Below are 26,265 nucleotides of genomic sequence, written 5' to 3'. Positions count from 1 at the left end.
AAAGTTACAATCGCTGAACAACTATTTTGCCAATAAAGTGCAAATTTCTAAAAGATTCGTGACTTTGCCGTCCATCTTGAATTATCCCCGCAGGTAAGCCACATGGATAAGAATGTTAATACCCTTTACGGCAATAAGGTACGTGTTCGTGTTTCCGGGCTTTGCTGGGAGGAAAATTCACTGCTGCTGGTCAACCATAGCTTGTATAAAGGCCAGGATTTTTGGGCACCCCCGGGGGGTGGCCTTGATTTTGGCCAGCATATGGAAGACTGTTTGAAACGGGAGTTTATGGAGGAGACAGGATTACATATAAAAGTTGACGGTTTCCGGTTCGTGACCGAGTTTGTAAACCCTCCCCTCCATGCCATTGAATTGTTTGCCGATGTAAGCGTTACCGGAGGCAGGCTAAGTACAGGTTCGGACCCTGAAATGCAACCGGAAAATCAGATTATCAAGTCAGTAGAATTTGTTCCCTGGGATGTAATTATGGCCATGCCCGAGGCTGAAAAACACGGCATTTTGAAGCATTGCAAAACCCATGAAGAATTAAAAAACCTGACCGGTTTTTATGGAATATAATTCTCCAAACACGGATTTTACCTTGTTTTTTACCCCTTAAAATAATTATACTTGTGACCTTAAACCGAAACTGATGAACCTTTCAAAAATACTCGCTTACGTTCTTTTTGCCGTTAGCTTAGCCTTAGCCTATTACCTGTATAACAGCATTAATTCAACTATTGAGTTTCGCGAGAAAATCGTTTCCACCGAGCGGCAAATCACCGATAAACTCTCGGTTATCCGTGAAGCCCAAAAAGTATACCTCGAACAGCACGGTAAGTACACCAGCAATTGGGATTCGCTTATCAACTTCATCGAAAATGGTACTGTGCCCATCATCGTTAAAACCGAAACCATCATCCCCAAAAGCTATGGTGTTGATAGTGTATTGGTTAAGATAGATACCATCGGCCAGGTATCTGCAAAAGAAAAAATCTTCAGGAAAACATATGCTGTAAATGCTGCTGACAATGGTACTTTTCTGGGCTTTTTGAAAAATGAGGGTGACTATGTGGTGAAAGGAACAAAGTCGTATCGCTTGCGCAGGGAGTCAAACGACCGTGTGGAAGAATTCAGCTTCCTGGATAAAGGAACCATCAGCAGCCTGGCTAAAATCAGTTCAGGCGATAAGGTAAAAAAGGGCCAAAACCTCATTACCTTCTGGGATTACCAATTAAACCCTGATGTTGACATCAAAAACCTTTCGAAAGTTCCGGGCTCCGACAAGAGCTTTGACATTTTTACCAAGCAAATTGATCGGAACAACATTAAAGTTTGGGTTATTGAAGTAAAGGATCCTGCCCCGATCAATCCTGAACGCAGGGAGGAGAACGAAGCCAAAAACAGAAAGCCACTGCGCTTTGGTTCACGCACTGATGTAACCACAGCCGGAAACTGGGAATAACTTGCAAAGCCTTGCCGCGTTTAAGCTGATAAAAAAAATCAAGGATGATCGTTTTGAAGAAGACAACATCCACGACTACTCCTTATTGGTAAATGTTGGCGCGCGCGATGTTCAGGTTGCCGTTGTAGACGGGGCTGACAAGCGGATTTTATTCCTGGAAGACTATGTTCTTCCATCCGTGTCTTCCAATGAAGATTTACTGAACACCCTCGATCAACTGTTTGACCATCATGCCTTTTTAAAAGCAGGTTTCTGGAAGGCCATAAAACTTGCGGTCAAAAATCAAAAACTGGTTCAGGTACCACAAACCTTGTTTGCCCCGGAATCAGCAGCCGACTACCTGAAATTTAATGCGCATGTAAATAAAAACCGCGAAGAAGTTTTGGCCGTGGCCATGAAAAACAGCCAGGCAGTAACTGTATTTGCCGTTCAAAAAGAAATGACCGCCTGGCTGGAGGCACTTTATCCGCAAAAACAATTCACCGTCCTCCACCAATCGGCTGCCCTTATTGAAGGGGTGATGCACTATGCTGCCTCACGAAACGACAACCCTTTGTACCTTTATGTTGATCGGTTCAAGCTGCACATTTTATCGGTTAACGAAAATAAACTGGTGTACTACAACCAGTTCAGCATCCTTAGCTTTCAGGACTATATCAAATACATTATGCTGGTTATGAAAACACTGGAAATGGACCAACAAACCAGCAAAGTAATTATGTGGGGATATATTGGTAAAAACTCACCCCATTACCATGAGTTTTACAAGTACATTCAAAACGTAACCTTTGGTGAACGGCCCACGCACCTTACGTTCGGATATCTGTTTGATGAAGTTCAGGACCACCACTTTCTGGACCTCTATAGCATTGACCTGTTTTAACCACTTTGGTTATCCGTAAGCATTTGCCGACCTTTAACCGATAACTCCTGCCCCATGAAACGTATTGCGCTATTCCCCGGCTCATTTGATCCCTTTACGAGAGGCCATGAAGATATTGTTTTAAGAGGCCTTAAACTTTTTGATGAAATCATTGTGGCCATCGGCTACAACAGCGGCAAAAGCGTTCGCTATTTTGAAATTGAGCTGATGCTGGAGTGCATCCGCAAAACATTTGTTAACTATCCCAATATTTCAGTAGTTACCTTCTCGGAACTTACCGCTGAATTTGCGCGCAAAAACGGAGCAAAATACTTACTCCGTGGCTTGCGCAACACCACCGACTTTGAATATGAAAACAGTATTGCCCAGGTAAACCGCTACCTGAATGCCGAATTGGAATCCGTTTTTTTAATTACCTCACCGCAGTTTGCATCCATCAGTTCGTCCATCATACGTGAAGTGCACCGCTACAAAGGCGATGTTTCAAGTTTCTTGCCGTACAAACTTTAAGAAATTTCAGCGTGGGGATTTGATGTCCACCAAATCGTAGTACCGCTCAAAAACATAGCGGATCGACTTGTAGGAATGCTCAAGGGCATGGTACACTTCTTTGGTCTTCATCCAACGCAATTCTTCAATATCTTCCTCCCCCATCGGCTTCATTTTAGAATCATCGATCAGGTCCATTGCATACCACTTTGTTTTTTTCAACATGGCCCTGCGGTTCATGGTATAGGTGTGCCAGGTGGTACAAATTTTTCCGGCCAACTTTACTGAAACATTGCATTCCTCTTCCACTTCGCGAATAGCGGCCTGCGGGTATTTTTCGCCACGCTCTTTCTTGCCCTTGGGCAAATCCCACTTCTTCATCCGGTAAATCATCAAAAACTTATCCTTTTTTCGCACCAGCCCGCCTGCAGCCTTTATAACCTTAAACTTGCTGGTCAGTTGATTTTTCAAGGCTGTATAATCGTATGCACTGATGTGCAGGGAATGAAGCCCTATGGGCACTTTGGAATTGAGGTATTCCAACAGCATTTCAAACTCGGGTTCGCGCACATTTTTAACCCAAACGTGCTGTACCAGCCTGGCACGCGTAACCGGTTCGTGCGCAGCATCTATAACATGATTAAAATGACCGTCTACCGGACTTTCATCGGCTTTGTACAGACTTACCGGGATATCATTGATAAAAATTATCATCCGGGAAACAATAGAAGGCGCACCATGCGTGCAAAAGAATAAATATTCTCTAACCCCACAAGGGGGGACTAAAGTTTTTTGCCCAATTTGGCTACCAAACTTGATTTAACCGACCGATTACCGGATTTTTCGGGAAACATTATTTGCGGTATGCCCATTGTTAAAGTTGAAGGAAAAACGGCCGAGCAGGTGGCCACCATGCTCTTGCAGATTGAAGCCATTAAATTAAATACGCAAAAGCCCTTCACCTGGGCCTCAGGATGGAAGTCACCCATCTATTGCGACAACCGGCTGGCCCTATCCTACCCTGAAATAAGAAATACCATAAAAGCAGGATTGATTTCTATCATCAAAGAAAATTATGGTGCCGTTGAGGCCATTGCCGGTGTGGCTACAGCCGGTATTGCACAAGGGGCACTTGTGGCTGATGCCCTCAATTTGCCTTTCGCCTATGTAAGGCCAAAGCCGAAAGACCATGGCATGGAAAACCTGATTGAGGGGCGCATCCAAAAAGAGCAAAAAATAGTAGTTATTGAAGACCTGATTTCAACCGGGGGAAGTTCCCTGAAAGCCGTTGAAGCCTTGCGCCAGGCCGGGGCAAATGTTTTGGGCATGGCCTCCATATTTACTTACGGATTCGACATTGCCATCAATAACTTTTACCAGGCCAATGTTTCGATGGTTAGCCTTAGCGATTATAACTACTTGTTAAACTGTGCCCTTAAACAGCAATACATCAACGAACAAGAATTGACATCGTTGAAGGCCTGGCGTTACGACCCATCGCGGTGGACAGCCTGATACCAAAAGTTTATGACGGCCAATACATTTTCACCTGTTGTCGGTAAAGCACCCGCAAAAAAAATTGAGCCCCTGCCACCGGGCAGCAGTATTGCAGTGATTGGTGCCGGTGCTTTTGGCGGATGGGCCTCCCTCTTTCTGCTCCGGCAGCATTATAAAGTAACACTTATCGATGCCTGGGGACCCGGCCATTCACGCAGCAGTTCGGGCGATGAAACGCGGGTGATACGCTCTACCTATGGCGCCAACGAATTTTACTTCGATTTAAATGTGCGCGCATTAACCTTGTGGAAAGAACATGAACAGCGCTGGAACAGAAAACTATTTCAAAACAAGGGCATACTGTGGATGTGTTATGACGAAAAAACCCCGTTGGTAGATGATTCCATCCCCTTTGCAAAAAAGCATAAGATGGAATATGAAAAGCTATCGGCACAGGAACTGGCAAAACGATACCCCATTGTTAACACCGAAGATATCCATCATGGTTACCTGGATCCTTACGGTGGATGTTTGCGCGCCCGCGAAGCTTGCCAGGCCGTGCAAAAAGCCTTTCGGGATGAAGGCGGCACCTATATTCAGGCTTATGCTTTACCCGGAAAAATTGATGACAACAAACTCACCTCTGTTAAACTCTCCAACGGGCAATCCTTAAAGGCCGATTGTTTTATTTTCTCCTGCGGTTCGTGGCTGGGTAAAATTTTTCCTGATGTATTGGGTCAAACCATTACCTGTACAAAACAAGAAGTGTATTATTTTGGTGTTCCCCCCGATCAGGCACAGGCTTACGAAAACTTTCCGGTATGGGTGGATGTAGACGGAAAAGATTTTTATTATGGCATACCCGGCAATGCATACCGCGGTTTTAAGATTGGCGTGGACGAACGTGGCGTTCCGTTCGATCCAACATCGGGTGAGCGGATTGCTGATACCAGTGTATTGGCCAAGGCCCGAAAATTTATTGCCCATCGTTTTCCGGGGCTGGCGCACGCACCACTGGTTGAGAACCGCGTGTGCCCTTACGAAAATTCACCTGATGGTAATTTTATTTTCGATCACCATCCCGAAGCAGGTAATCTTTTTTTCCTGGGCGGTGGTTCAGGCCATGGTTTTAAACACGGACCAGCTCTGGGCGAATTAATTTCAGCTATTGTAAGCGGTGAAGCCGCTATCCCTGTGCATTTCCTGCTGGCGAAATAAAGCTTACGAAGCCATACGGGCTATCAGCACTACATCATCAAATTCAACCTGTGTTTGCTCAAGGGAATAAAACAGAAGGCGCACCTCTTTCATGCTGAAGTCGTTGTCGGCTTGCGCCAGTTTATACAGGTGGGCAAAAACCTGAAGCTTCTCCTCATCGGTGCACTGGTTAAGCAACCGCACACCGTGCTCGTACAATTCGCGGTTGTTTGAAAATGAAATACGTGAGGTAAACGCGTTGAATACCGCATCGGTAATATGTTCTTCTTCGCGTATGCGCTGGAGCATGGCCAACTCCTGGTCGTCAACTACATCATCGGCATGCACCAGCAAATGCACCAGGTGCAACAAAGCAAGTTTATAGGTTAATGTCGTTTCCATAATCGATAGCATTCTACACTACCCAAGCTAATACGCATTTCTAAAAAGATTTTTTATTTCCCTGCCCCGAATGATTGGCAAACACTATTAATTCAGCAAAACGCAATCCTTTTGCTGCGCAATAGTTAATTTTTTGGCATTACAATAGTAAAATTTGCGCGCAGAAATAGTATAAAAATACACTTGTGAGAACAACTTAGATCGGCATGCACTTAAAGGAATTGGGACAAATCCAGTATATTGAAGAGTGATTAAACCTATACCTGAAACGATCGACCTGCACCGGGTGCGCTACCCGAAAGTGCGAAAATTCCTGGTCGACTACCAATTGGCAAAGCCGCAGGACTTTTCGAAGCTAAGCGCCCTGTGTTATGACCCTTCAGGAAAAGATTACCATAGCCACCTGAAGACCTATTCATTTAAGCACCCGATTCATGAGGTATGGAATGCCTACAAAACCATCCGTCCCGACCAGGTTTGGCGGGGGGCAATGGTAAAGTTTGGAATGCAATACACACGGCACGATCACAGCATTACCTATGCAGGAGACTTACACTATGAAGGACTAAAAGCCGGGCAGTTAATAATCCTTAACCTTAGGCTGCTGAACGGCTTGGTTAACCTGGCTGTAGGGCATGAAGTGATGCACGTGTGCGATAAAACCAAAGCCATACGCATTAGCTACCTTGAAAATTCGGCCTCGCAAGGCTCGCAGTTTATTTCACTGACCCCCACAGCCAGGGGAGGCACTCAGGTAACACATAAAACTTTGTACAAAAGCGGTTCGTGGTTCCGCGATAAAATACTTTACCCAGGCCTGCATACAAAAGCGATAGGTGAGTTTCATGGTAACGTACGGAAGATGTTGGAAAATAACGGTCAATCAACTAGTGATATTTAGGAAATATGTGTAATAAACATATACGGTAGTTGCCAGCAATTGCGTTAGACAGAATAAGAGTTTATGAAACATATAATATTAATAGTTCTATTAGCTGGACAACTAACTAATGACAAACCAGACTTCTTTTTGTTTGACCAGAAAAAAGTTAAAGACATCACGACAATTGAGGAATCGTTCAAATCACAAAAAAGGGAGACAAGAAAAGTGACAGTTTCTGACGACTTTTTTCCTGGAGCAACAAAATACGACCTCGAATTTCCAATTACGTTTGACAGAAAAGATAAAGAATTCAATCCGTTTTCTGTAGTTCAATATTATTACACCCCAAATGACTCATTAGTAAGACTAATCGTTTACGACTGGGACAAGACACAAATCATAAACAACTTCATAGACTTACAGAAAGAGTTAAAGAATGAATCGAAAAGAATAAATGAATACAATACAAAGTATGACGAGTTGTTAAAAAATATAACAGACAAACTTGGTAGACCAATTTCCGGAGACGGAAAAATAAAAGAAATCAAGGACGGTCAATCAAGTTACATAGAAAGAAAAAGTAAATGGACACGTGACAACTGCACTGTTGAATTAAACATGATTTTCACAACAGACAACAGGACCATGGGAACATTTAGAATAAGAACAAAAATATATTGGGACTAAACGCAACAGCTGGCAACACCGTGTTTATGCCAGCTGCGGGTGACGTGTTGTTATGAAGTTTAGCTTTCTTAAATTCGTTTCGGCCACGTGGGACAAAGACGCGCTTCGAAAGCCGCAGCCGTCATAAACACAAAACGTTGGCAGCAAGGCAATTGACAATTATGAATAGAAAGGTATTTACAATTTTTATCGTTTATTTTTTAATGACAGTAATTTCTGGACTTGTATCCTGTAATTGCGGACCATTCCCAGATAAATTTAAGGTAACTTCAATCGACTGGAATACTTATAAAGCGACTTTGACAGCCGAAAATCTTACATTATCTCAGATAACAAGCGGAGTTACCTATAATGAACTTGGTATTAATCTAAAGCCAAAAACTCAAAGTTATTTCTCATTAATTAAAAATAATTACGTTCTTACAACAGGACTTTATGCATGTAGCGAATTACTTCCAACTACTGACGATAAAATAATAGATATTAAAATAACCACTAACAAAGACTTTTCTGACGAGTACCCTCAGGAAACTGACATCTCGGAACTATTTGATATAGTAATTAATGACTGGTACAATGGCATCGCTGCAAACAAGTATGACTTAAAAGAGTACCTTCAGACAAATCCCCTTGTTCCACGGGAAATGACACTTATTCTTAAGCAAGCTCCACAAATAACAGACGAGTACCGATTTACAATCAAATATTTTCAAGATGGTGTTGACTTAGACTACTCAGAGTTTACGACTAGCGATATATTGGTAATAAAATAATTGCCCAGCTGCCAAACACCAGGTTTGTTTAATGGCGAGCGACACAGTCGCCCGTAGTGTCAGCAAGTTTATTTATATTCGTGTAGGCGGACAAATCCGTTGGATTTATCCGTCACTGCACAAACCAAAACGTTGTGTGCCGTAGGAGGACAGATCAAGGAGACATCAACAGTTTTTAAGTAAAGGAATGACAATCCTAGTTGCAACTTTGTTAGTTGTAATCACCATAAGTGATTCCTATGGACAGTCGAGAAAGTTTAAGATGATTCAAAAAAACATCAATAAAGCTACAGCAGGGAACCTAGTTGGGGTAGCTGTCTATATAAAAACACCTAAAGGAGTTGAATGGGAACAACCACAGACCTTTTCTATTTCCCGAATCAAAAAATGACAGTAGGAATATTTTGTAACACAGGTATACGACAAACCTCACCAAATAATCAAGAAAGAATATCTGAGATTGAGAACCAAATTGTTAAGAGACTATTTCTTTTCCGGGTTTAGCGTACTAATAGCCGCACAACCCCTTATGCATTTATCTTGCCATTGCAATCCCGTGGTGGCTTGAGTACTATTTCTCCGCTTACATTTTCAGTACGTTTACGATTTTTACCACCATTACCCGCAAAGGCAGGCGGTGACGCTGAGATTAAGGGACAAAATTTTGTAGCTTAGTTTAAAGAACCTAACCCCAAACCTTTATGCTAACCTTACTCACCCGGTTTACCAATATTATTATTGCAGCTCTTCTGGCAGGAACAAGTTTTGGAATATGGATTGGATTCAACCCTATGAATTACTCAGCTTCCACGTATGTTGAGCAACAAAAAAACCTGGTGTTATCCCTCAATACCCTAATGGTAACACTGGTGATTGTCGCTACCGTTGTAACGGTCTTGTCAGCGTATCTTCAAAGAAAGAATAAAACAATATTTTTTACCTTGATTATTGCGGCCGTTAGTTTTGCATCCTGCATTATTATATCACGATTCGGCAATTTACCCATTCAAAAAGAGATGCTGGCATGGGACGCTGATTCCCTCCCGACCAACTGGACTGATTTAAGGGATAAATGGTGGTCGTTCCATATTATAAGAACAATTGCTGAACTTGTTGCATTGGTTTTAGTATCCTGGTCAACCGTTCAAAAACCAAACGATCATCTGTGAAATCACCATCCACCGGGAATGTATTTATAATTAGGGGGCCTAACGCCTCAACAAAACCTTGCCATACCCGCCCTTAAAAAAGGTTTGACCGGCCGGAACCTGTATGGAAAGTTCGCGGCCATCTTTCACCAGCGTAAGCTTATAAATGTACAAACCACCGGGCAATGGATGGCCCTGGTCATTGGCCCCACTCCAGGTAATGCGGTTGGTGCCAATATAGAACTGTGTAACATCAATTGAAGCGGCCGGTGTGCCGGTAGCAGAAATAAGCTGCAGGCGGGCATAGTCGGGTATCATGTCACCGGTAATTACCAACTCAAAGCGCACTTCGGTTGACGATGGGTTGGGGTAAGGTGGCAACAACATAATACCGCTTTCATAGGTAACCCTAAACTGAATGCTGTAGGGCACAACCCCGCTGTTGTTGTTGCGCACATCACGCGCCTCAACGGCTAAAGTATACAAGCCTTCAGGTAAATTTTGTGGTGTAAATACGATACGAAAGCGCTCAGTATCGCTCTGCGGAAACCACATCACATCGTCCCGATCGAAGGTAATATCCGTTGCGGTAGTGGCGCCCGGCCAGGTAAGCCTTATCTTCATGCCCTCCGTATCGGTTTTCCGGATAAAAGAGTTATCATCCCACAGGGTGATCGCAATTTCCGGATCAGGCGAAACAAAATCACCATTAGCCAGGTATCGGCCATCTACTGTAACCTCCAGTACCGGGTTAAACACATCGGCCTGTACCTTCAGGTATTGGCTTAGCTTTAACACATTGTTTTCGTAATACTGCTCGGGTACTAACCGGGGGTTCACAAAAACATGCACATCGTTTAAACCGGCTTTGTTAATGGTTTCTGGCTGCACCGAAAAAGAAGTGGTTTCGCCCGGTGCTGGCGCTTTTATTTTTGAATACTGCCGGGCAACCGTGCGGTTGGCAGCGTTAACCATTTCGAACTGCACCGTAAGGGAATCGGTAAATGCATGTTGCGAAATGTTTTTAAAACCATACACGCCTGTCCATACTTCTCCTTCCTGCAAGTGTTGCTGTTCAATAGAGCCGTTAAATAACAATACCCCTTCGGCAACCGGAGTGTAAAACACCATCCATTTCTTCAACTGTGGTGGCGTGAGGTTTACTTCATCACTGGTTTTGTAAATAATTTTTAAGTACGGATACTCCCCGGCATCAACAAAAGAAAGATCAACCGTGCCGGTTACATCATTCAACAATACTTGTTCATCACCGGTTAGCGTAAGGCCAACCACATCAAAACTATAGGTATCTGTTTGCGGCAGTTCCGAAACGCGTGCCTGTGTTATAAGATTTTGCCATTGTTGTGCCGGGCCGACAAGGGTGGAGGTCATGGTACCGGAATCGAACCGGCCGGTAATGGTACCGCTTACATTGAGTAGCTGCTGGTTAACAGGTAAACCTGTTGCCTTAAACACACGGGCTGAACCTGGGGCGGCTCCCTTCTTGCCAAAAATCACTGCGGGCTCTCCGGGCTGGATGGCATTAAGTTGCGCGGCCGAAATGCCCAGGGCTTCAAATTGTTGTTTGATGGAAGCTGACCATGAGGCCACGCCCGGATCACCAATAGTGAACAACACCACCGAATCGCCTTCGGGCACGTTTTGCATATAAGAAAAAATGTCATTGCCTAAACCGGTTTGCAGTTGGGCCGTTGTAAAGCTGTTGATTACTTGCGGCCGTCTGCCGCACGCACGGCCATCAAACGGGTTGAAGAGTACAGCGGTGTAGGGAATGGTAGATTGCTTATCGAATGCAATCAGGTTAATGGTGTTATTGCGGCACTTAATGCCCAGGTCGGCCGGGTTGTATTCGGCACTGTTGATTTTAACCGAAACATCAGTATAGGGTGCAGGATGGTCAGCACCATAAGTAAGAATATCAAAACTCAACACTGACTCCACATAACCGAAGGTGCGAAGCTGCGGATCTTGTACTAATCCAAACGATTGATTTTTTGCATACTGCGGAAAGTGAACTTGTGCCCAGCCTTGTGGTGCATTGTTTATATAGGTGAATGATGAGTTTACCCACTCGGCCACTTCACCTTCCTGCGGCTCTTTAAAGCGTGTGCGCCAATAATACGCCAATGAATCTTGTGCAAGCAAACTAATCGGTTGTTCACCGATAACACCATTTACGGTAAAAGCTTTTTTAAATGGACTGTTAAACGTGTTTACCGTATCAACCTCTACTTCAAAATTTCGTGCAATGCCCAATATATCGGTGCTTGAAAACGTGAGCGTAGTGGCGGGTTGGTTTACAATGGCATAATCGTACGGGAAAAGGTTTTTAGTTACGTTAAGCGGAATGAACAGGTTAAAACTGGCTGAATTATTTTCGTTGTTCAATTCGGGCAACAGGTTAAACGGATCGATCTCAATTTGAAAAATATTATTTCCAAATCCTTTATTGCGTTGCTGCCGGATGGTAAACGCCAGCGTATCGCGATACAGAACTGGTGGGTACAGGGTATCGTAGGTTTCCGTTGAATTATCGTTGAAAATGCGTGTTACCCGAACATGGATGGAGTCTTCTTTTGCTCGGCCAAAGTTTTGTGCCAGTATAATAAGCCTGAACGATTCACTGAGTGCAGTTATCGGCTCTCCATTTGTTGATTCCGCAACTACGTTAGCATTGTTTATTTCATAATCCGGCTTGGCAGCACCAAAAACATTTACAGCCGGATCGCCCAGCAACAACATCTGGCTAACCTGCGTTGTGTTGCCCTCGCTGGGAAACTGGGTTTCCATATACCGCCTGGCCACTTCCCTTTGTATTTCGCCCACGCCTTTGCCCATAAAAACAGAATCGGCAAAAGCCAAGCGGTAAAACAATTCAGAATAAAATCGCAAGGTATTGGCATAGCCAAAGGATGTGTGCGCCATAAAACCGGTAGCCCCGCGGTTGTTCGCCAGCACCCAATCTTCACCAAAGCGAATGGCGGTGGTAAAAAAATCGGCAGCGTTGCAGCCGTTGATCAGGAACATCGGGTACTTGCCCGGGTTGTTGTAACCCAAGGCGGGGTTGGTTACAAAGCCCACTTCAAAATCGTTGGTCTCCGGTGAGGAGTGCCCGAAAAAGGTAATCAGGTTTAATCCGTTGTTCACTTCATCGGATATGTTGATAAGCTCGCCAACATTAGTCGTGTTTTTGGCTTGCGCCTTAACACGGCCACCGAGGTAAAAATCTTCAGCAATAGATTGATATCCTTCCAGGTAATTCCTGAACAACGTGGTTTCGAACGGAGTAAGCCCGCCACTCAGGTGTATAATATTTTTTCGCCACAGCGCATCAAAGGGCAAGGCTTCCATTTCCTTAACCTTGTTTAAGTAAGCGGCTACCTGTGCGGGTGCTGTGGCCGAAATCCTTCCGGTGGCAACTGCTGGTTCGTACACCGTGCCCCCCAGGCCAATGGTGTAGTACATATCGGAAGCCGGTTTGCCGGCTGAAGGAACCAGGTCTTTATAAATTGCAAAGGCCGATGCGCCCGGGTTGCGATGATAGTTGAGCGACCAATCCAATCCCTTACCGATGATGAACAGATGTTTTGGGGCGCCATTGTTCACCATGTATTTCATAAACCGGTGAATGGCCATCGGGGAAATTTCACCGTAGTTGAATTGGTTGTAGAGTTGGTGGATATCAACCACCAGCGTATCGTACAAACCACCAGCTTCCGAAGCGCGGTAACCTGCGTATGCGCGCACTACATCGCTGTATCCACCGGCAGGTTTCATCAGCATCGGGTGACTGATAACAAGGTAATTGTGTTGTGCTGCATTGATGTTGCGGAAGGTTACACGTTTTATCCCGGTAACCGAACGTGTTGTATTGGTTAAGAAAAGTTTCCGCGAAACTTCTGTATTGGAAATCACCGGGTTAAACACGGAGGCCGGTGGTTGGTACCACAGCACGTTGGCCGGATCGGTAACATCAAACAAGCGGCTGTTGGGCGGCACGTTGGTTAGGTTAATAAATGATTTACCGGAGGCATTTTCCGCAAGCTGAAAATATTTTTCAGTAGCACCAGCGGCATCAAAATTTTGCGGGTAATTGATTTTAACATAGGAAACACTGGCGCGTGCAGCCGTTCCGGTAGCCAACACACGCAAGCGCACTGTCATGCGCCCATCGGCACCGATATCTGTCCAGTTTATAGGTTGGTTGATTTTTTCAACGTTGAAGTTTACCACATCACGGGTAGCGACCAACCGCAAACCCGCCACGGTTGGGCCAACATAAATTTCTGCGCGATGGGGTGTTGAAATTTCTGCGCGTCCGGCAACCATCACTTCCAGTTGCGGGAGGCCCGATGCCGGTACACCATTAGTCAATCCCTCCAGTACATAATCAATGGTTTGGTTCTGCGAAAGCATAATACCGGTCCATCCTTCGCCCACATCAAACGATGTTTTGCGAATATACTGTTGGTATGCAATGCCATCGGAATGTTGTTGAGTGTTGACCAGTAACTTTTCATCGGTGTGCGCAGTTTGCTGCGGAATGCTGGTTACGTTTACTTCCCAGGTTTTAGGTATGCGCTTGCCCAACACCGCCAGGTTGTTATACGTTAAAAAGTAAACCGTGGTATCGCTGTAGAGATTGTAGTACACGTGCGGCTGCGTACTGGCGGGTTTATAGAGTTCCGTATCGGAGGTGCCATCATTTTTGCGGCCGTAAAATTCAATGTAATCAGCGGGGTTGAACACCGCATCATTTTCGCCCTCTATATAAATGGCCTGCTCAACGCCACGATGAAAAAGCTGAAGTCTGCGGGGGTCAACAGAACCTACCGGAAAACCAGCTGATTGTAAATCGGCATGCGTAATGCGGTAAAGGCCGGTTTGCGCTACCGGGATTTTAAAATAGAACTGGTTAAACTGAATCCACTCGTTGCCTACCTGGGCACTAACCCGAAAGAACAGCAAGCAGGCGGTGATAATAAGCCCGAAACGCTTCCAAAAAGGTTGTATTCTCCTGATCACCAACTTCTTCACGTTGCAATATACGGCAGGTTTGGGTTTTATACCGGATAGGCTAATTAAGTAAAAGGTTTTGTCTTTCGGATAGTATATTTCGGTAACCTGTAATGTCACGTGCCTCATCTGATTTCATTAGCTGCATTGTTGGTCAACAAAAGCCATTGGAGGGCTGAACCGTTTGATTTTTATGAGTGGAGAAAAAGTAACCTGCTGGAATTGGGGCACTTTCTACCCCGATCAATCAGTCCACCATCATCGTCACCATGGTTCATCCGTTACCCTGTAGTAGCAAACCTGATCGGTACTGCTGCTTTTGTTAAACGTGCTTATCAGAAAAAAGCAGGGCACCTCGTGGCCACTAATCAAAAACTATTTTATGTACGCATACCGAAAGCTGCCAGTACATCTGTAAGCAGCGAAATGCTGAACCTTATCACACCCAACCTAAAAAACGAATCATTTAATTCAACCCAAATCAATTTCCTGGCAGATGCCTGGCTGCAAACTTCATTACCGGATCAACTTAAAACTTTTACGGGATTTACGGTGGTACGAAATCCGGTTGATCGCATAATTTCTGTTTACCGCGATTTTTTTTCTACCGACACAAACAAACCATTTATTTACCAGAACTATTTAGGTGGCATTTTGCCCAGACCCCTATCGTTTGATGAATTCATTGCACGAATAAGCCGCATACCCGACCGGTTTAAAGACCAGCACTTCAAACCACAATACCTGTTTTTAAAACCTTATCAGCAAAAACGGATAAACGTCAGCGTGTTTAAACTGGAAGAACCCGAACGGTTACAGGAATTTCTTCATCCATTTAACCTGGCGCTCCCGCACCTGAACAAATCACCCGAAACGATGGCCGTTGAATGCAGCGATAACACGCTGAACGCCATCCGAAGAATGTACGCTTTTGATTTTAGGGTGTACGGTTATGACCAGAAAACCGCTCGCTAAAGTTTTTTCCTTTAACGATCAGGGTAAAAAATCATTGAAATCAGCTCAAATTAAGCGCTTTTAAAAAATTTTATCTTTTTTGGCTTAGTACTTGGTCATGCACAGTACTTCTTCGTTAGAAGGCTTAACTGGAAAAAATTGGTGAATTATGGATCTTGAAAATACACAAGTGCAGATGCGGAAGGGCATTTTGGAATACTGTGTCCTTCATATAATATCGCGGGGCGAAGTTTACGCCTCCGATATGCTGGACGAACTTACGGCCGCAAAAATGATTGTGGTGGAGGGAACACTCTACCCCTTGCTGACACGATTGAAAAACTCCGGGTTGCTGGAATATAAATGGGTAGAGTCCAAAGCAGGGCCTCCTCGCAAATACTACAAACTTACTTTGGAAGGAAGGCATTTTCTGGAAAAACTTACCGAGACCTGGGAAGGCCTCATCCACTCAACGGAAATGATTACCTCAAAAGCCAACACAACTTTGTAAACCAACTCCTGACTTTGCGATTACTATGAAAAAGAATATCAGTATCAACATCAGCGGCATCATCTTCCACATTGAAGAAGATGGATACGAAGTCCTGAAAAAATACCTGGACTCCATAAACAAATACTTTTCCACTTTCGAGGATAGCAGCGAAATACTGCCCGACATTGAAAGCAGGATTGCTGAAATATTCCTGGGCAAGCTCAACGAAGGCAAGCAGGTTATTACGCTGGAAGATGTAAACAACCTGAAAGCCACCATGGGCAGCGTAAGCGACTTTAAGGCAGCCGAACAGGAAGACTATGCCCAGGCCGATGCACCACGTGATGAAAAGAAATCAGAGAGCACCGGCTATTCATCAACCGCTTCGCGGCAGTTTATGCGCGACCAGAAACGCAAAATATTGGGTGGGGTTTGTGCCGGGCTGGGCAATTACTTTAATGTGGACCCGGTGTGGATCAGGCTACTGTTCGCGCTCCTCACCTTTGCGTATGGTATCATCCTTATCGCCTATGTGGTACTATGGATTATCGTGCCGGGCTCCGATGACCTGGAAGAACCCACCATCACCAAAAAGCTCTTTCGCAACACCGATAAAAAAGTGATTGGCGGAGTGGCCAGCGGGCTGGCTGCGTACCTGAAAATGGATGTCATCATCGTCCGGTTGATCTTTATAATAACAGCATTTTTCGGAGGCATTGGGTTTATTGCCTACATCGTGTTCTGGATCGTGGTGCCCGAGGCCCGATCCATAACCGATAAAATGCAAATGCAAGGCGAGCCGGTTACCCTTTCCAATATCGAATCGAACATAAAAAAAGGCCAGGATGAACAACCAGCCGAAGAAGAAAGTGTAATCACCAAAATTCTGTTGTTCCCTTTCCGTGCCATTGGCTGGGTGCTAACCGGGTTGGGCAAAATCATCGACCCTATTGCCGATGTATTGCGCGTGGGTATCGGTATTTTCATTATGCTGTTTGGGCTTAGCCTGGTTTTATCCGTGCTTATTGCCGGTGGGGCGTTGTTCGGATTGTTTACATTTTCTTCCGCATGGGTGGGCTGGCAGGATGTTAGCCTGCCTATGGAAGCTTTTAGCAGGGCCGTACCACCCATTACCGCAGTAATGGCCTTTATCGGTGGGCTTATCCCCGGCATTATCATTATGCTGTTGGGTATTTCAACCATCGCTAACCGCATTGTGTTTGGTGCAGCCGTGGGCTGGAGCATGTTCATTATGTTCTTCCTGTCCATAATTGTGCTGAGCTTTTCCGTTCCCAAAATTGCCATTGCCTTTAGGGAGGATGGTGAAACCAAAGTAGAGCAAACCTATGACTTGGGTGGCAAAACAGCCGTGCTCAACATGCGCGAAACCGGGCTTGATGACTACAAAGTAACTTCGCTAACCCTGAAAGGATATGAAGGCACTTCGTTAAAACTGGTACAACTGTTTGAAGCCCGCGGCAGCTCGCGCTTAAAAGCAATCGAGAATGCGCAAATGGTCGAGTATATGGTTGCCCAACAGGATTCCATCCTCACGTTTGATTCAAACATTCGCTTTAAAGATGACGCAATCTTCCGTGCCCAGCGTTTAAACCTTACACTCTACATCCCGTACGACTACCCGTTTGTGCTGGATGGTGACATCTGGCGACTGGTTAACCAGTATATCGATCGCGATAGCCGCAACGGCAATACGTGGGTTATCGGTAAAGATGGCTACTTAACCTGCACCACATGCCCGGAACAACAACGCAGTGAATCATCCTTCGAGGATCAGGATTGGGAAAACGACATTGATGAAACCGATGGTGTAACAACAAGCAACCTGACCGATTTTAATGAGTTGGAGATCAGCGGACTGTTTGATTTGTATATCAAGCAAGGAAACGGATATGAAGTTGAGCTGATTGGCCCTGCATCGGAGAAAGAAAAGTATAAGGTGGTGCGCATGGGAAACACGCTGGTTATTGATTACTCGGACGAGAAAAGGTTCAGGTTAAGGAAAAACCCGTTGCGGTTTGAAGAAATGAAAATCAACATTACCATGCCCGAAGTAGATAAAATTAATTTGAAAGGGGCCGGTAAAGTATTTGTGAACGGATTTACCGAAGACAACCTGAAAATAAAAGTACTGGGTGCTATAAAAGTGAAAGCCGATGTGAATGCCCGTAACCTGGCCTTGTATTTAAGTGGCGCCTCCGAACTTTCGCTTTCCGGTGAAGGAACAAAGATGGATGCCAAAATCATTGGGGCATCGAAGTTTGATGGTTATGACTTTAAGGTTAAAGATGCGCTGGTGGAAGCCAGTGGCGCTTCCAAGGCCAGGGTTTACGTTATCGGCCGGCTGGAAATTGACGAAGGCCTGGCCAGCAAAGTGAGTTATAAAGGCAACCCCACCGAAGTAATTAAAGACTAAACCCATCATACCCTATGCTTATTTTACTGTTCCTGATTTTCATCTTTTTCATCGGCATGGTTATCGGTTCACTCTTTAAGTGAGCTAACTTGCCCTATGAAAAAACTTTTACTTGCACTCATACTGGTTTTGCCCGCCATTTCTTTACTAGGCCAGCAAGGCATTAAGGGTAAAGTTGAGTGGGTAAGCGGAAATCAAATGCCGGGTCCGGATGGACCTGCCAGCAAACCTTTGGGTATAAAACGTGAGATACTGGTCTATCAGGCTACAACACTTACTCAGGCCTCAATGGATGGCGTTTTTTTCTACCACATCCAGACGGTACTCGTGAAGAAGGTTAAAAGTGCAAAAAATGGATTTTTCAAAGCCACCTTGCCACCCGGTGAATATTCCATCTTTATTAAAGAAAAGAATGGCCTTTTTGCCAACCGTTTTGACAGCCAAAACCGCATAAACTGCGTTATTGTTAAGCCCGGGCAATTCACCGAAATTACAATCCGGGTTGATTACGAAGCGGCTTATTAAGGTTGTTAATTTTTTAACTACCCCATGCAACCTGCCGCAGGCATTTACCATCTTATTGGCGAACCGTTTAAATGGAATTTAAAATTTACCGGGCTACTGAAGAGGAACTGTTAAAAGGGTGCAAAAAGCGCGATCAACAGGCGCAAAAGCGCCTTTATGACACCTATTCGTCAAAAATGTACGCCATATGCTATCGGTATGTTAAGGACTCCATGAATGCCGAAGATGTACTGGTAACAGCTTTTACCAAGGTATTTGAACGGATCGATCAGTTTAAAAACGAGGGGAGTTTTGAGGGATGGATCAGGCGGGTGGTCGTAAATGAAGCCCTCACCTACCTTAGGCGTAACCGCTCCATGTACCTGGAAACAGAACTGGAAGTGGCCGATCGCGAACCAGACTATAACAGCATAACCGATCACCTGGAAGCCGAAGACCTGATGAACATGATACAGGAGTTACCGGTTGGGTACCGCATGGTCTTTAACCTGTATGCTATTGACGGTTACTCGCATAAAGAAATAGCCGAACAACTGGGCATAAGCGAAAACACATCCAAATCGCAATTAAGCCGTGCCCGAACCTACCTGCAAAAGCTTTTAACAGAACGTGACTGGACTATTCAACAACAACGCCATGACACAACAACCTGACAAATTATTCCACGATAAGCTGGAGCACTTTCAGCTCAAGCCTTCGGCTGATGCGTGGAACCGTATTGAAGCCAGTTTAGCTAAACCCAGCAAAAAATTGCTATGGCTCAAAATTGCTGCAGGGTTAGTTTTGCTTTCGGTGGCGTCAGTCATGCTTTGGAATATTTCCGCTGAACAAAATCAAAGCAACATAACAGCACATCAGGAAAACAGTAAGAACCATGTGCCCGACATAACAACCAATGATAAGTCCTCAAATACTGAACATTTATTGGCTGAAGAAAGTCAAATTTCAACTTCAACTGAAAGAGAAAAAATTAAAGAGGCAATTGCAACCTCTATTCCGAAGCACACTGAAGCAGAAAAGCAACCGGAAGAATTTCTGCCTGACACAGAAATTGTAAACACAGGATTATTGTTGGCACAAACGGACAACACGTTGGATAACTCATCAACCAGTGTTTACCTGGTGTTGACGGCCGATGAAGTAAATCAAAAATATTTACGCCAACAACCTGAACCTGAAGCAACCCAGGAAGAAAAAAAATCATCTCGTATGCAAATGCTGATGAGCGTAGCGTATAACCTGAAAAACGGTGAGCATGCGCTAGGCGATCTGAGGCAGATGAAAGATGAAATTTTTGCGCTGAATTTCATTGATGAAAAAAAGCAACAATCGAAAAAAAATTAAAACGAGATGAAGACATTCTTTTTAACACTGATTACCCTTGGCCTGATGCTGACGGCACATGCCCAACAGAAACCCGACACCGTAGTGGTTGAACTGGCCAAAACCAGTCGGGTGGTTTTTACCATTAAAGACCGAAAGGATTTACCAACACTCAGGCAATATGATTTCCAGGCGCTGTTCACCGATATTCTAAACCGGATTGAAAGCAAGCCAACGGAAACTCAAACCGAGCCGGTACAAGAGCCCGTTACCCAGCAACCAGAGATCAGGCGTGAGTACGAGGTTATTACCTGGGATAATGACGACAACGATGAGCAATGGCGCAAAGAACGCAGCATTCGGTACGCCCGTAGGAGCCGCCACTCCATAAACTTCGATCTTGGCGTAAACAACTACCTGAACGAAGGAAAATTTCCGGATGACAACAACGAATTGTATGCCGTGCGCCCGTGGGGGTCGTGGTATGTGGGCATTAACTCTGTACAGCACACACACGTAGGCGGTAAGCTCTTCATTGAGTGGGGTGCAGGATTAAGCTGGTACAACTTCAAATTTCAAAAAGACAATATCCTTCTTTCAAAAACAGAAGATGGAGTTCAATTTTCAGAAGACCCGCGCGATGCAAACTTTATTAAAAGCAAGCTTACCGGAACCTATGCCAACATATCCTTTATCCCGATGCTTGATTTTGGCGGACGCGGTAAAAAAACACGCATGTGGAACGCATACGGCAGCTCATTCCGGATTGGTGCAGGGCCGTATGCAGGGTACAGGCTAGGCAGCCATTCTAAACAGGTGTATAGTGACGGAGGACGTGAAAAAGATAAAAACCGCGACAATTTTTACCTCAACAATTTTCGGTATGGTGTTCGTGTGCAACTCGGCATCCGTTCTACTGATTTCTTTTTCAATTACGACCTGAATGAATTGTTCAGTACCAACAAAGTTGATAACCCTAAGTTAAATGCATTTAGTTTTGGTGTCATTTTTTAAAAAGAACTGACGCTCTTGGGTACATGTCGTTCGGGTTATTCCTGAACGACATGTTTTTTTATTCGTACTCCATCCAAAGGCATTTGCAGGACATTCACATTTTTCAATAAACCATCAGAGATCATCCATCTTGTAATACACCATCATCCGTTCATCGGCCTTTAATTTAAGATGACGGCAAACACGGGCGGGTACAGGCCAAAAAAAAGCGGGTATAAATAAGCTAGTCATAAAAGCAATTGTCAGCCATGGGTTCTCAGAAAAAAAATAACCCACCGTAAGCATGAGCAAGCCAAGCGAAAATAAAACTGAACGTACGATAGTTAGGTTAGCATACCGGCTTAAACGTTCACCCAAACTAACTACCTTTCGAATAGCCTTTAGCCTGTTGTAAAAAACCATAAACGCTACACCCCACACAACACAAACTGCAATGCCAGCTACAAGGGAGGTATAATCCGCAGGAAATAAATGACCTGGCGTTGTAACCATCTTTACACGCAAGGCCTGATATAAAAGAATAAAGAAAAGGATAGGCACCAACATCACTATGAAGAGTATGGCGTACAATTTATAAAAGTATTGCCCGAGGGAGTGATAGTTCATTGAATCAGTTCATTCTGTCAGGCAAATTATAGAAAGGAAGTTTCAGCGTGTAACTATTTTCTTATATTTTTGAAGGTTAGAATCTATGGCAGAAGCAATTTCAAATCTTTCGCGAAAAGAGCAGGTAATCCGGATGGCCGCAGAGCTTTTCAAGGAGAAAGGATACTCGGCTGCTTCCATGCGCGACCTCGCCCAAAAGCTGGGTATTGAAGCTGCCAGTTTGTATTCGCACATCAAATCCAAAGAAGAAATCCTGCGTACCCTTTGCTTTGATATGGCTGCCGATTTCAGGGCCTCATTGCTGGAGGTGGAGAAGAAAAACGTTTCGGCCAGCGAAAAACTAAGGTTGGGTATAATCGGGCACGTAAAAGTTATGGCCCGCGACCTTACCGCCTCTGCCGTGTTTATGAACGAACACCGCCATTTAAGCCAGCCCTACTTACGCGATTTCCTCTTGTTGCGCATCAACTACATCAACCGGTTTAAAACCATAATTGAAGAGGGTATATCAAGCGGTGGTTTCAGAAAAGAAATAGATACCAAACTGGCCGTGATGACGCTCTTCTCATCACTTAACTGGATGCCTGCATGGTTTAGCCCCGACAGCACCATTGAACCCGAAAACCTTGGGCAGCAATTAGCCGATATGCTTATTAACGGGTTGAAACAAAAAGGATAGCCACCTTGTTCTTCCACTAACAGTTGTTAGTTTTGCTCATATTAAATTTTTCCGACTATGTATGGAGGAGGCAACACCTTTGAAGGTATAAAAACTGATGGCCTGGCCCAGGAAGACCCAATAAAGCTGGCCGAATTTGAAGCCCGCATTGAACGGGGCGAAAAAATTGAACCCACCGACTGGATGCCCCAGCTCTACCGAAAGCAACTCATTCGCATGATCGAACAGCACGCGCATAGTGAAATCATTGGCGCGCTTCCGGAAGGCACCTGGATTACACGTGCGCCCGGATTTAAACGTAAACTTTCGCTTATGGCAAAAGTTCAGGATGAAGTCGGTCACGCCCAATTACTGTACAGCGCTGCCGAAACCCTGGGGAAATCGCGGGAAGAAATGATCAACGACCTGATCACCGGAAAATCCAAATACTCCAACATCTTTAACTATCCTGCCTTTACATGGGCTGATTCATGCTTTATCTCCTGGCTGGTAGATGCGGGGGCTATTGTAAACCAATTGGCCAATGCAAAAGGAAGTTATGGACCTTACTGCCGCGCGCTCGACCGGATTTGTGCTGAAGAATCCTTCCATTTAAAGTACGGCCACCACTGTGTAATATACCTGGCTACCGGCACCCATAAGCAACGCGAAATGTTTCAGGAAGCCTTGAACCGGTGGTGGGCTCCTATGATGCATTTTTTTGGGCCTTCCGATAAAATCTCGGCCCATACAGAAATACTGATGAAGTGGAAAGTAAAAATGTCATCCAACGATGATATGCGCAATCAATTCCTGGATATGTACGTGCCCAAAATATGGGAGCTTGGCTTTACCATACCCGATCCTAACCTGAAGAAAAATACAGAAACCGGCCGCTGGGAATATACCGAACCTGATTGGGAGGAATTCAAGCGGGTGATTAATGGAGATGGCCCTTGCAACAAAGAACGCCTTGAAGTACGAAGGATAGCCGAAGCGCGTGGCCGATGGGTGCGCGAGGCATTAAAGTCCCCCAAAACCACTTATGTTACTCCGTTAGCTTGACGGTGTTCCGTTACTAAGCTGTTTGCCGTTCAAGCTATTGCTCGTAACCAACTATGAATTCATTAGATCCAAGAGTTAAGCGACTCCCAAAAATTGGGCAACCCGGGCAGGTGGAGCCAAAAGCCCCACTTGATCAGTTTGGTACTTTTGAGGTTTTTGTTCAACCAAAAGAAGGTAAACCCTTTCAGCATGAAGGCATCGTACATGCACCCAACCTGGAATTAGCTTTTGTACTGGCCAAGGAAGCCTTTACCCGAAGATTTACCTGTGTTTCCATTTATGTGGTCGATACCAGGAATGTTTATACATCACCCATGACGGAGGGGAACACGAGTGTTTTTGAATTTATTCATGAAATACCGGCACAGCCCGGAGAAAAAATAGCGTACGAAATTTATCAACTTATAAAGCGTGGAAAACAACACATCCATGCCGGAACGGTGCAAGCCGTTACCCCTCAGGAAGCCATGAGTGAAGCCAAAAAAGTTTACAATACCGGTAAAGTCATTTATAACCTTTGGGCCATTCGCACCAGCGATATCAGGTTTACAAAACCCGAAGAACAAGAACTATGGTTAACCTTGCCCGAAAAGAAATTCAGGGATGCATCAGCATACAAGGCGGGCGATAAACTGACAGAATTTTTGGACAGGCAAAAAAATTAAAAGTCTTTTGGCTCACAAAATTTGAAAGACAGGACCGGAAAGCTATTTCAAAACAACCATGAATACTCTCGCGTTAAAAGAACTCCTTTATAAAATAGCCGATGATCAATTGATCCTCGGTCACCGTAACTCGGAATGGACAGGCTTTGGTCCTTTGCTGGAAGAAGACATTGCCTTTTCTTCCATGGCACAAGATAAAGTGGGACAAAGTCATGCCATATATTCCATTTTGCATTCGTTGGGTGAACAGGAGCCGGATACAATTGCCTTTACCCGAAATGCCGACCAGTTTCACAATTGCATTTTCACGGAGCTTCCCAATGGCGAATATGATTTCAGCCTGATCCGTCATTTCCTTTACGACACTGCAGAGATCATCCGCTTCGAAATGCTTATGCAATCATCGTATTCTCCTTTGGCAGAACTGGCCGTTAAAATCCGAGCCGAACTTCGCTACCACACCCTGCATGCCAACACCTGGGTAAAACAACTTGGCAGTGCCACCGAAGAAAGCATTAGAAGGCTTCAACGTTCACTTGAGTACACCCTTCCTTATGCCTTGGGTATTTTTGAAGAATCACCTTATGAACAGGAACTCATTGCCGAAGGCATTTTTGGTGGAGAACAAACGCTTAAAGAAAGGTGGTTGACCAAAGTGGAAGAGGTTATTAACCAAACACAACTTCATTTGCCGGATTGGAAAACAACGCAGCCCATTCTTGGCGGAAGAAACGGAAAACACAGCGAGCACCTTCAGCCTTTGCTGGATGAAATGAGCGAGGTGTTTAATATTGATCCAACAGCCGAGTGGTAAAAAATCAACAACCATGGGTAACCTTTCAGTAGAAGAAATCAAAAGCTGGTTGGAAGAGGTAAAAGATCCGGAGATACCCGTATTGTCATTGGTCGATCTTGGGGTTATTACCGATGTAAAAACTGAAAATGAGGCCGTTTATATTGAAATGACGCCAACCTTTGTTGGCTGCCCGGCCATGGACATGATGAAACAGGATGTTATTGAAGTTTTGAACCGAAAAGGGATCAGTAAGGTTAATGTGAACATCTCCTTTAAAGAGCCCTGGACCTCCGATAAGATATCCACAAAAGGCAGGTTGGCATTGAAAAAATTTGGGCTTGCCCCGCCCCCATCCGGAAACCTGTTTACCGATATCGATATACTGGAATATGCCCAATGCCCACGCTGCAATGGCACCAATACCGAACTAAAAAACCCATTTGGCCCAACCCTGTGCCGGTCTATACATTATTGTAATAACTGCCAGGAGGCCTTTGAACAATTCAAGCCTCTTTAAATAAAGCAGTGGTTTTTGCTATTTTTCATGATTTTAGCACCTGCATGACAATTGTCACTAAGCTGGTCATAACTTTTATTACTTTCGGCCGTATTCGATAGAGTGTCCGGTATGGAAAAGTATCAGTTTTTAATAAGGGTAGCGCTGATTGGCCTGGTAGGTTATGGAAGTGGATGTACTTCCAGAAACACCAGCGAAATGGCTTCTGCCTTTTCCATCACCGATTCACTTACCGAGGTATACCTGAACCTGCAGGATAGTATACTAACTTCCTGGAACCTGATGATCAATGACGATAATAAAAAAATCAAGTCCATGCACTACCTCGTGCACGAACTACAAGTTACCGGACAGTTTGATGCCGATAAATTAAAAGCACTCGATCAACGCATCGAACAACTCAAAAGGATTCGTTACACACCCAAAAGCCTTGGCAATTCAGATGTAGTTGATGAGTATGATTTTGCCTCCAATTCATTAGTGACCGAACTGGTTGTACTGGCCGAATCGTATTCAGCCTATGCCTATAACACCACCATGCAAAATCTGGTGGAAGACATCAGGACAGCCGAACAACGGGTGGAAAACTACCGCTCAGCTTATGATGCGGTAGTTAACCAGTACAATAAGTTCATCCTGGTAAACAAGGAACACCTCAAAGAAATCGATAACACCACAACCATCGAAAGGAAACCGGTATTTCAAATAGCTTCCGATTAATCTATCGCTCGGAATTTCGAACCCGCCTTTGTAA

Annotated in this window: 27 protein-coding genes; 23 read left to right on the top strand and 4 right to left on the bottom strand. The window is 44.5% G+C overall.

The features are described 5' to 3' along the window. Positions 1–102: 102 nt before the first annotated feature. The 4 genes from KIT51_06245 (at position 103) to coaD (ending at position 2,858) form a co-directional block, all read left to right on the top strand. Entirely contained in the window at positions 103–579 is a 477-nt protein-coding gene (locus KIT51_06245) for an NUDIX domain-containing protein (protein UYN87852.1), read from the top strand. 73 nt (positions 580–652) lie between these two features. Beyond that, positions 653–1,465, top strand: a complete 813-nt coding sequence (locus KIT51_06240) for a hypothetical protein (protein UYN87851.1) — start codon at positions 653–655, stop codon at positions 1,463–1,465. A 1-nt stretch (position 1,466) separates the two neighbouring features. After that, positions 1,467–2,348 (top strand): DUF3822 family protein, encoded by an 882-nt coding sequence (locus tag KIT51_06235; GenBank protein UYN87850.1) that lies wholly within the window; start codon positions 1,467–1,469, stop codon positions 2,346–2,348. A 54-nt stretch (positions 2,349–2,402) separates the two neighbouring features. Continuing rightward, on the top strand, positions 2,403–2,858 hold the full coding sequence (gene coaD, locus KIT51_06230; GenBank protein ID UYN87849.1) for a pantetheine-phosphate adenylyltransferase: 456 nt from the start codon (positions 2,403–2,405) through the stop codon (positions 2,856–2,858). 6 nt (positions 2,859–2,864) lie between these two features. On the opposite strand, the gene KIT51_06225 is transcribed toward coaD, so the two are convergent. Then, positions 2,865–3,551 (bottom strand): NUDIX domain-containing protein, encoded by a 687-nt coding sequence (locus KIT51_06225; GenBank protein ID UYN87848.1) that lies wholly within the window; start codon positions 3,549–3,551, stop codon positions 2,865–2,867. 150 nt (positions 3,552–3,701) lie between these two features. Between KIT51_06225 and KIT51_06220 the strand changes: the two genes are divergently transcribed. Continuing rightward, entirely contained in the window at positions 3,702–4,352 is a 651-nt protein-coding gene (locus tag KIT51_06220) for an orotate phosphoribosyltransferase (protein ID UYN88509.1), read from the top strand. A 12-nt stretch (positions 4,353–4,364) separates the two neighbouring features. Further along, positions 4,365–5,552, top strand: a complete 1,188-nt coding sequence (locus tag KIT51_06215) for an FAD-dependent oxidoreductase (protein UYN87847.1) — start codon at positions 4,365–4,367, stop codon at positions 5,550–5,552. A 3-nt stretch (positions 5,553–5,555) separates the two neighbouring features. Here KIT51_06215 and KIT51_06210 read toward each other — a convergent pair whose 3' ends face one another. Then, complete coding sequence (locus KIT51_06210) at positions 5,556–5,933, bottom strand: TerB family tellurite resistance protein (protein UYN87846.1); 378 nt, start codon at positions 5,931–5,933, stop codon at positions 5,556–5,558. Positions 5,934–6,180: 247 nt separating this feature from the next. Between KIT51_06210 and KIT51_06205 the strand changes: the two genes are divergently transcribed. The 4 genes from KIT51_06205 to KIT51_06190 all read left to right on the top strand — a co-directional run bounded on the left by KIT51_06205 (position 6,181) and on the right by KIT51_06190 (position 9,445). Further along, entirely contained in the window at positions 6,181–6,834 is a 654-nt protein-coding gene (locus KIT51_06205; GenBank protein UYN87845.1) for a hypothetical protein, read from the top strand. Between the two features lie 63 nt (positions 6,835–6,897). Next, entirely contained in the window at positions 6,898–7,503 is a 606-nt protein-coding gene (locus KIT51_06200; protein ID UYN87844.1) for a hypothetical protein, read from the top strand. A gap of 161 nt (positions 7,504–7,664) precedes the next feature. Next, positions 7,665–8,276, top strand: coding sequence for a hypothetical protein (locus KIT51_06195; GenBank protein ID UYN87843.1), 612 nt, complete (start codon positions 7,665–7,667; stop codon positions 8,274–8,276). Positions 8,277–8,977: 701 nt separating this feature from the next. After that, positions 8,978–9,445 (top strand): DUF1772 domain-containing protein, encoded by a 468-nt coding sequence (locus tag KIT51_06190; protein ID UYN87842.1) that lies wholly within the window; start codon positions 8,978–8,980, stop codon positions 9,443–9,445. Positions 9,446–9,484: 39 nt separating this feature from the next. Here KIT51_06190 and KIT51_06185 read toward each other — a convergent pair whose 3' ends face one another. Next, positions 9,485–14,590 carry a hypothetical protein gene (locus KIT51_06185; protein UYN87841.1) on the bottom strand — a complete coding sequence of 1,702 codons (5,106 nt, stop codon included), beginning with the start codon at positions 14,588–14,590 and terminating at the stop codon, positions 9,485–9,487. Here KIT51_06185 and KIT51_06180 point away from each other — a divergent pair. The 7 genes from KIT51_06180 (at position 14,582) to KIT51_06150 (ending at position 21,204) form a co-directional block, all read left to right on the top strand. Continuing rightward, on the top strand, positions 14,582–15,436 hold the full coding sequence (locus tag KIT51_06180) for a sulfotransferase family 2 domain-containing protein (GenBank protein ID UYN87840.1): 855 nt from the start codon (positions 14,582–14,584) through the stop codon (positions 15,434–15,436). The two genes, KIT51_06185 and KIT51_06180, sit on opposite strands and share 9 nt — an antisense overlap. Before the next feature lie 148 nt (positions 15,437–15,584). After that, on the top strand, positions 15,585–15,926 hold the full coding sequence (locus KIT51_06175; protein ID UYN87839.1) for a PadR family transcriptional regulator: 342 nt from the start codon (positions 15,585–15,587) through the stop codon (positions 15,924–15,926). A gap of 25 nt (positions 15,927–15,951) precedes the next feature. Next, on the top strand, positions 15,952–18,342 hold the full coding sequence (locus KIT51_06170) for a PspC domain-containing protein (GenBank protein ID UYN87838.1): 2,391 nt from the start codon (positions 15,952–15,954) through the stop codon (positions 18,340–18,342). A 96-nt stretch (positions 18,343–18,438) separates the two neighbouring features. Continuing rightward, complete coding sequence (locus KIT51_06165; protein ID UYN87837.1) at positions 18,439–18,867, top strand: carboxypeptidase regulatory-like domain-containing protein; 429 nt, start codon at positions 18,439–18,441, stop codon at positions 18,865–18,867. A gap of 71 nt (positions 18,868–18,938) precedes the next feature. Beyond that, positions 18,939–19,520, top strand: a complete 582-nt coding sequence (locus KIT51_06160) for a sigma-70 family RNA polymerase sigma factor (protein UYN87836.1) — start codon at positions 18,939–18,941, stop codon at positions 19,518–19,520. Next, on the top strand, positions 19,477–20,211 hold the full coding sequence (locus KIT51_06155; GenBank protein ID UYN87835.1) for a hypothetical protein: 735 nt from the start codon (positions 19,477–19,479) through the stop codon (positions 20,209–20,211). Before KIT51_06160 ends, KIT51_06155 begins: the two co-directional genes overlap by 44 nt. Positions 20,212–20,217: 6 nt before the next feature. Next, the gene (locus tag KIT51_06150) at positions 20,218–21,204 is read left to right on the top strand and encodes a hypothetical protein (GenBank protein UYN87834.1); all 987 of its coding nucleotides are present in this window, start codon (positions 20,218–20,220) and stop codon (positions 21,202–21,204) included. A gap of 114 nt (positions 21,205–21,318) precedes the next feature. On the opposite strand, the gene KIT51_06145 is transcribed toward KIT51_06150, so the two are convergent. After that, a complete protein-coding gene (locus KIT51_06145) occupies positions 21,319–21,810 on the bottom strand; it encodes a hypothetical protein (protein ID UYN87833.1) in 492 nt (163 codons plus the stop codon). A gap of 85 nt (positions 21,811–21,895) precedes the next feature. Between KIT51_06145 and KIT51_06140 the strand changes: the two genes are divergently transcribed. The 6 genes from KIT51_06140 to KIT51_06115 all read left to right on the top strand — a co-directional run bounded on the left by KIT51_06140 (position 21,896) and on the right by KIT51_06115 (position 26,231). After that, positions 21,896–22,489 (top strand): TetR family transcriptional regulator, encoded by a 594-nt coding sequence (locus KIT51_06140; GenBank protein ID UYN87832.1) that lies wholly within the window; start codon positions 21,896–21,898, stop codon positions 22,487–22,489. A 57-nt stretch (positions 22,490–22,546) separates the two neighbouring features. Beyond that, positions 22,547–23,533, top strand: a complete 987-nt coding sequence (paaA, locus tag KIT51_06135; GenBank protein UYN87831.1) for a 1,2-phenylacetyl-CoA epoxidase subunit A — start codon at positions 22,547–22,549, stop codon at positions 23,531–23,533. A gap of 53 nt (positions 23,534–23,586) precedes the next feature. Then, positions 23,587–24,198 carry a phenylacetic acid degradation b gene (locus KIT51_06130; GenBank protein UYN87830.1) on the top strand — a complete coding sequence of 204 codons (612 nt, stop codon included), beginning with the start codon at positions 23,587–23,589 and terminating at the stop codon, positions 24,196–24,198. A gap of 58 nt (positions 24,199–24,256) precedes the next feature. Further along, positions 24,257–25,012 carry a phenylacetate-CoA oxygenase subunit PaaC gene (gene paaC / locus KIT51_06125; protein UYN87829.1) on the top strand — a complete coding sequence of 252 codons (756 nt, stop codon included), beginning with the start codon at positions 24,257–24,259 and terminating at the stop codon, positions 25,010–25,012. Positions 25,013–25,025: 13 nt separating this feature from the next. After that, entirely contained in the window at positions 25,026–25,511 is a 486-nt protein-coding gene (paaJ, locus tag KIT51_06120; GenBank protein ID UYN87828.1) for a phenylacetate-CoA oxygenase subunit PaaJ, read from the top strand. A 111-nt stretch (positions 25,512–25,622) separates the two neighbouring features. Continuing rightward, positions 25,623–26,231 (top strand): LemA family protein, encoded by a 609-nt coding sequence (locus tag KIT51_06115; GenBank protein UYN87827.1) that lies wholly within the window; start codon positions 25,623–25,625, stop codon positions 26,229–26,231. Positions 26,232–26,265: the final 34 nt, after the last annotated feature.

The sequence above is a fragment of the Cyclobacteriaceae bacterium genome (genome assembly GCA_025808415.1).
Lineage (GTDB): Bacteria > Bacteroidota > Bacteroidia > Cytophagales > Cyclobacteriaceae > UBA2336.
The sequence above is the reverse complement of the archived record's forward strand: the minus strand, read 5'-3'. Positions and strand labels throughout refer to the sequence as shown.

Coding starts and splice junctions, on each gene's coding strand:
- KIT51_06245 (UYN87852.1), top strand. CDS start 103: ATGGATAAGAATGTTAATACCCTTTACGGCAATAAGGTACGTGTTCGT.
- KIT51_06240 (UYN87851.1), top strand. CDS start 653: ATGAACCTTTCAAAAATACTCGCTTACGTTCTTTTTGCCGTTAGCTTA.
- coaD (UYN87849.1), top strand. CDS start 2,403: ATGAAACGTATTGCGCTATTCCCCGGCTCATTTGATCCCTTTACGAGA.
- KIT51_06225 (UYN87848.1), bottom strand. CDS start 3,551: ATGATAATTTTTATCAATGATATCCCGGTAAGTCTGTACAAAGCCGAT.
- KIT51_06220 (UYN88509.1), top strand. CDS start 3,702: ATGCCCATTGTTAAAGTTGAAGGAAAAACGGCCGAGCAGGTGGCCACC.
- KIT51_06215 (UYN87847.1), top strand. CDS start 4,365: ATGACGGCCAATACATTTTCACCTGTTGTCGGTAAAGCACCCGCAAAA.
- KIT51_06210 (UYN87846.1), bottom strand. CDS start 5,933: ATGGAAACGACATTAACCTATAAACTTGCTTTGTTGCACCTGGTGCAT.
- KIT51_06200 (UYN87844.1), top strand. CDS start 6,898: ATGAAACATATAATATTAATAGTTCTATTAGCTGGACAACTAACTAAT.
- KIT51_06195 (UYN87843.1), top strand. CDS start 7,665: ATGAATAGAAAGGTATTTACAATTTTTATCGTTTATTTTTTAATGACA.
- KIT51_06190 (UYN87842.1), top strand. CDS start 8,978: ATGCTAACCTTACTCACCCGGTTTACCAATATTATTATTGCAGCTCTT.
- KIT51_06185 (UYN87841.1), bottom strand. CDS start 14,590: ATGAGGCACGTGACATTACAGGTTACCGAAATATACTATCCGAAAGAC.
- KIT51_06175 (UYN87839.1), top strand. CDS start 15,585: ATGGATCTTGAAAATACACAAGTGCAGATGCGGAAGGGCATTTTGGAA.
- KIT51_06170 (UYN87838.1), top strand. CDS start 15,952: ATGAAAAAGAATATCAGTATCAACATCAGCGGCATCATCTTCCACATT.
- KIT51_06165 (UYN87837.1), top strand. CDS start 18,439: ATGAAAAAACTTTTACTTGCACTCATACTGGTTTTGCCCGCCATTTCT.
- KIT51_06160 (UYN87836.1), top strand. CDS start 18,939: ATGGAATTTAAAATTTACCGGGCTACTGAAGAGGAACTGTTAAAAGGG.
- KIT51_06150 (UYN87834.1), top strand. CDS start 20,218: ATGAAGACATTCTTTTTAACACTGATTACCCTTGGCCTGATGCTGACG.
- KIT51_06145 (UYN87833.1), bottom strand. CDS start 21,810: ATGAACTATCACTCCCTCGGGCAATACTTTTATAAATTGTACGCCATA.
- KIT51_06140 (UYN87832.1), top strand. CDS start 21,896: ATGGCAGAAGCAATTTCAAATCTTTCGCGAAAAGAGCAGGTAATCCGG.
- paaA (UYN87831.1), top strand. CDS start 22,547: ATGTATGGAGGAGGCAACACCTTTGAAGGTATAAAAACTGATGGCCTG.
- KIT51_06130 (UYN87830.1), top strand. CDS start 23,587: ATGAATTCATTAGATCCAAGAGTTAAGCGACTCCCAAAAATTGGGCAA.
- paaC (UYN87829.1), top strand. CDS start 24,257: ATGAATACTCTCGCGTTAAAAGAACTCCTTTATAAAATAGCCGATGAT.
- paaJ (UYN87828.1), top strand. CDS start 25,026: ATGGGTAACCTTTCAGTAGAAGAAATCAAAAGCTGGTTGGAAGAGGTA.
- KIT51_06115 (UYN87827.1), top strand. CDS start 25,623: ATGGAAAAGTATCAGTTTTTAATAAGGGTAGCGCTGATTGGCCTGGTA.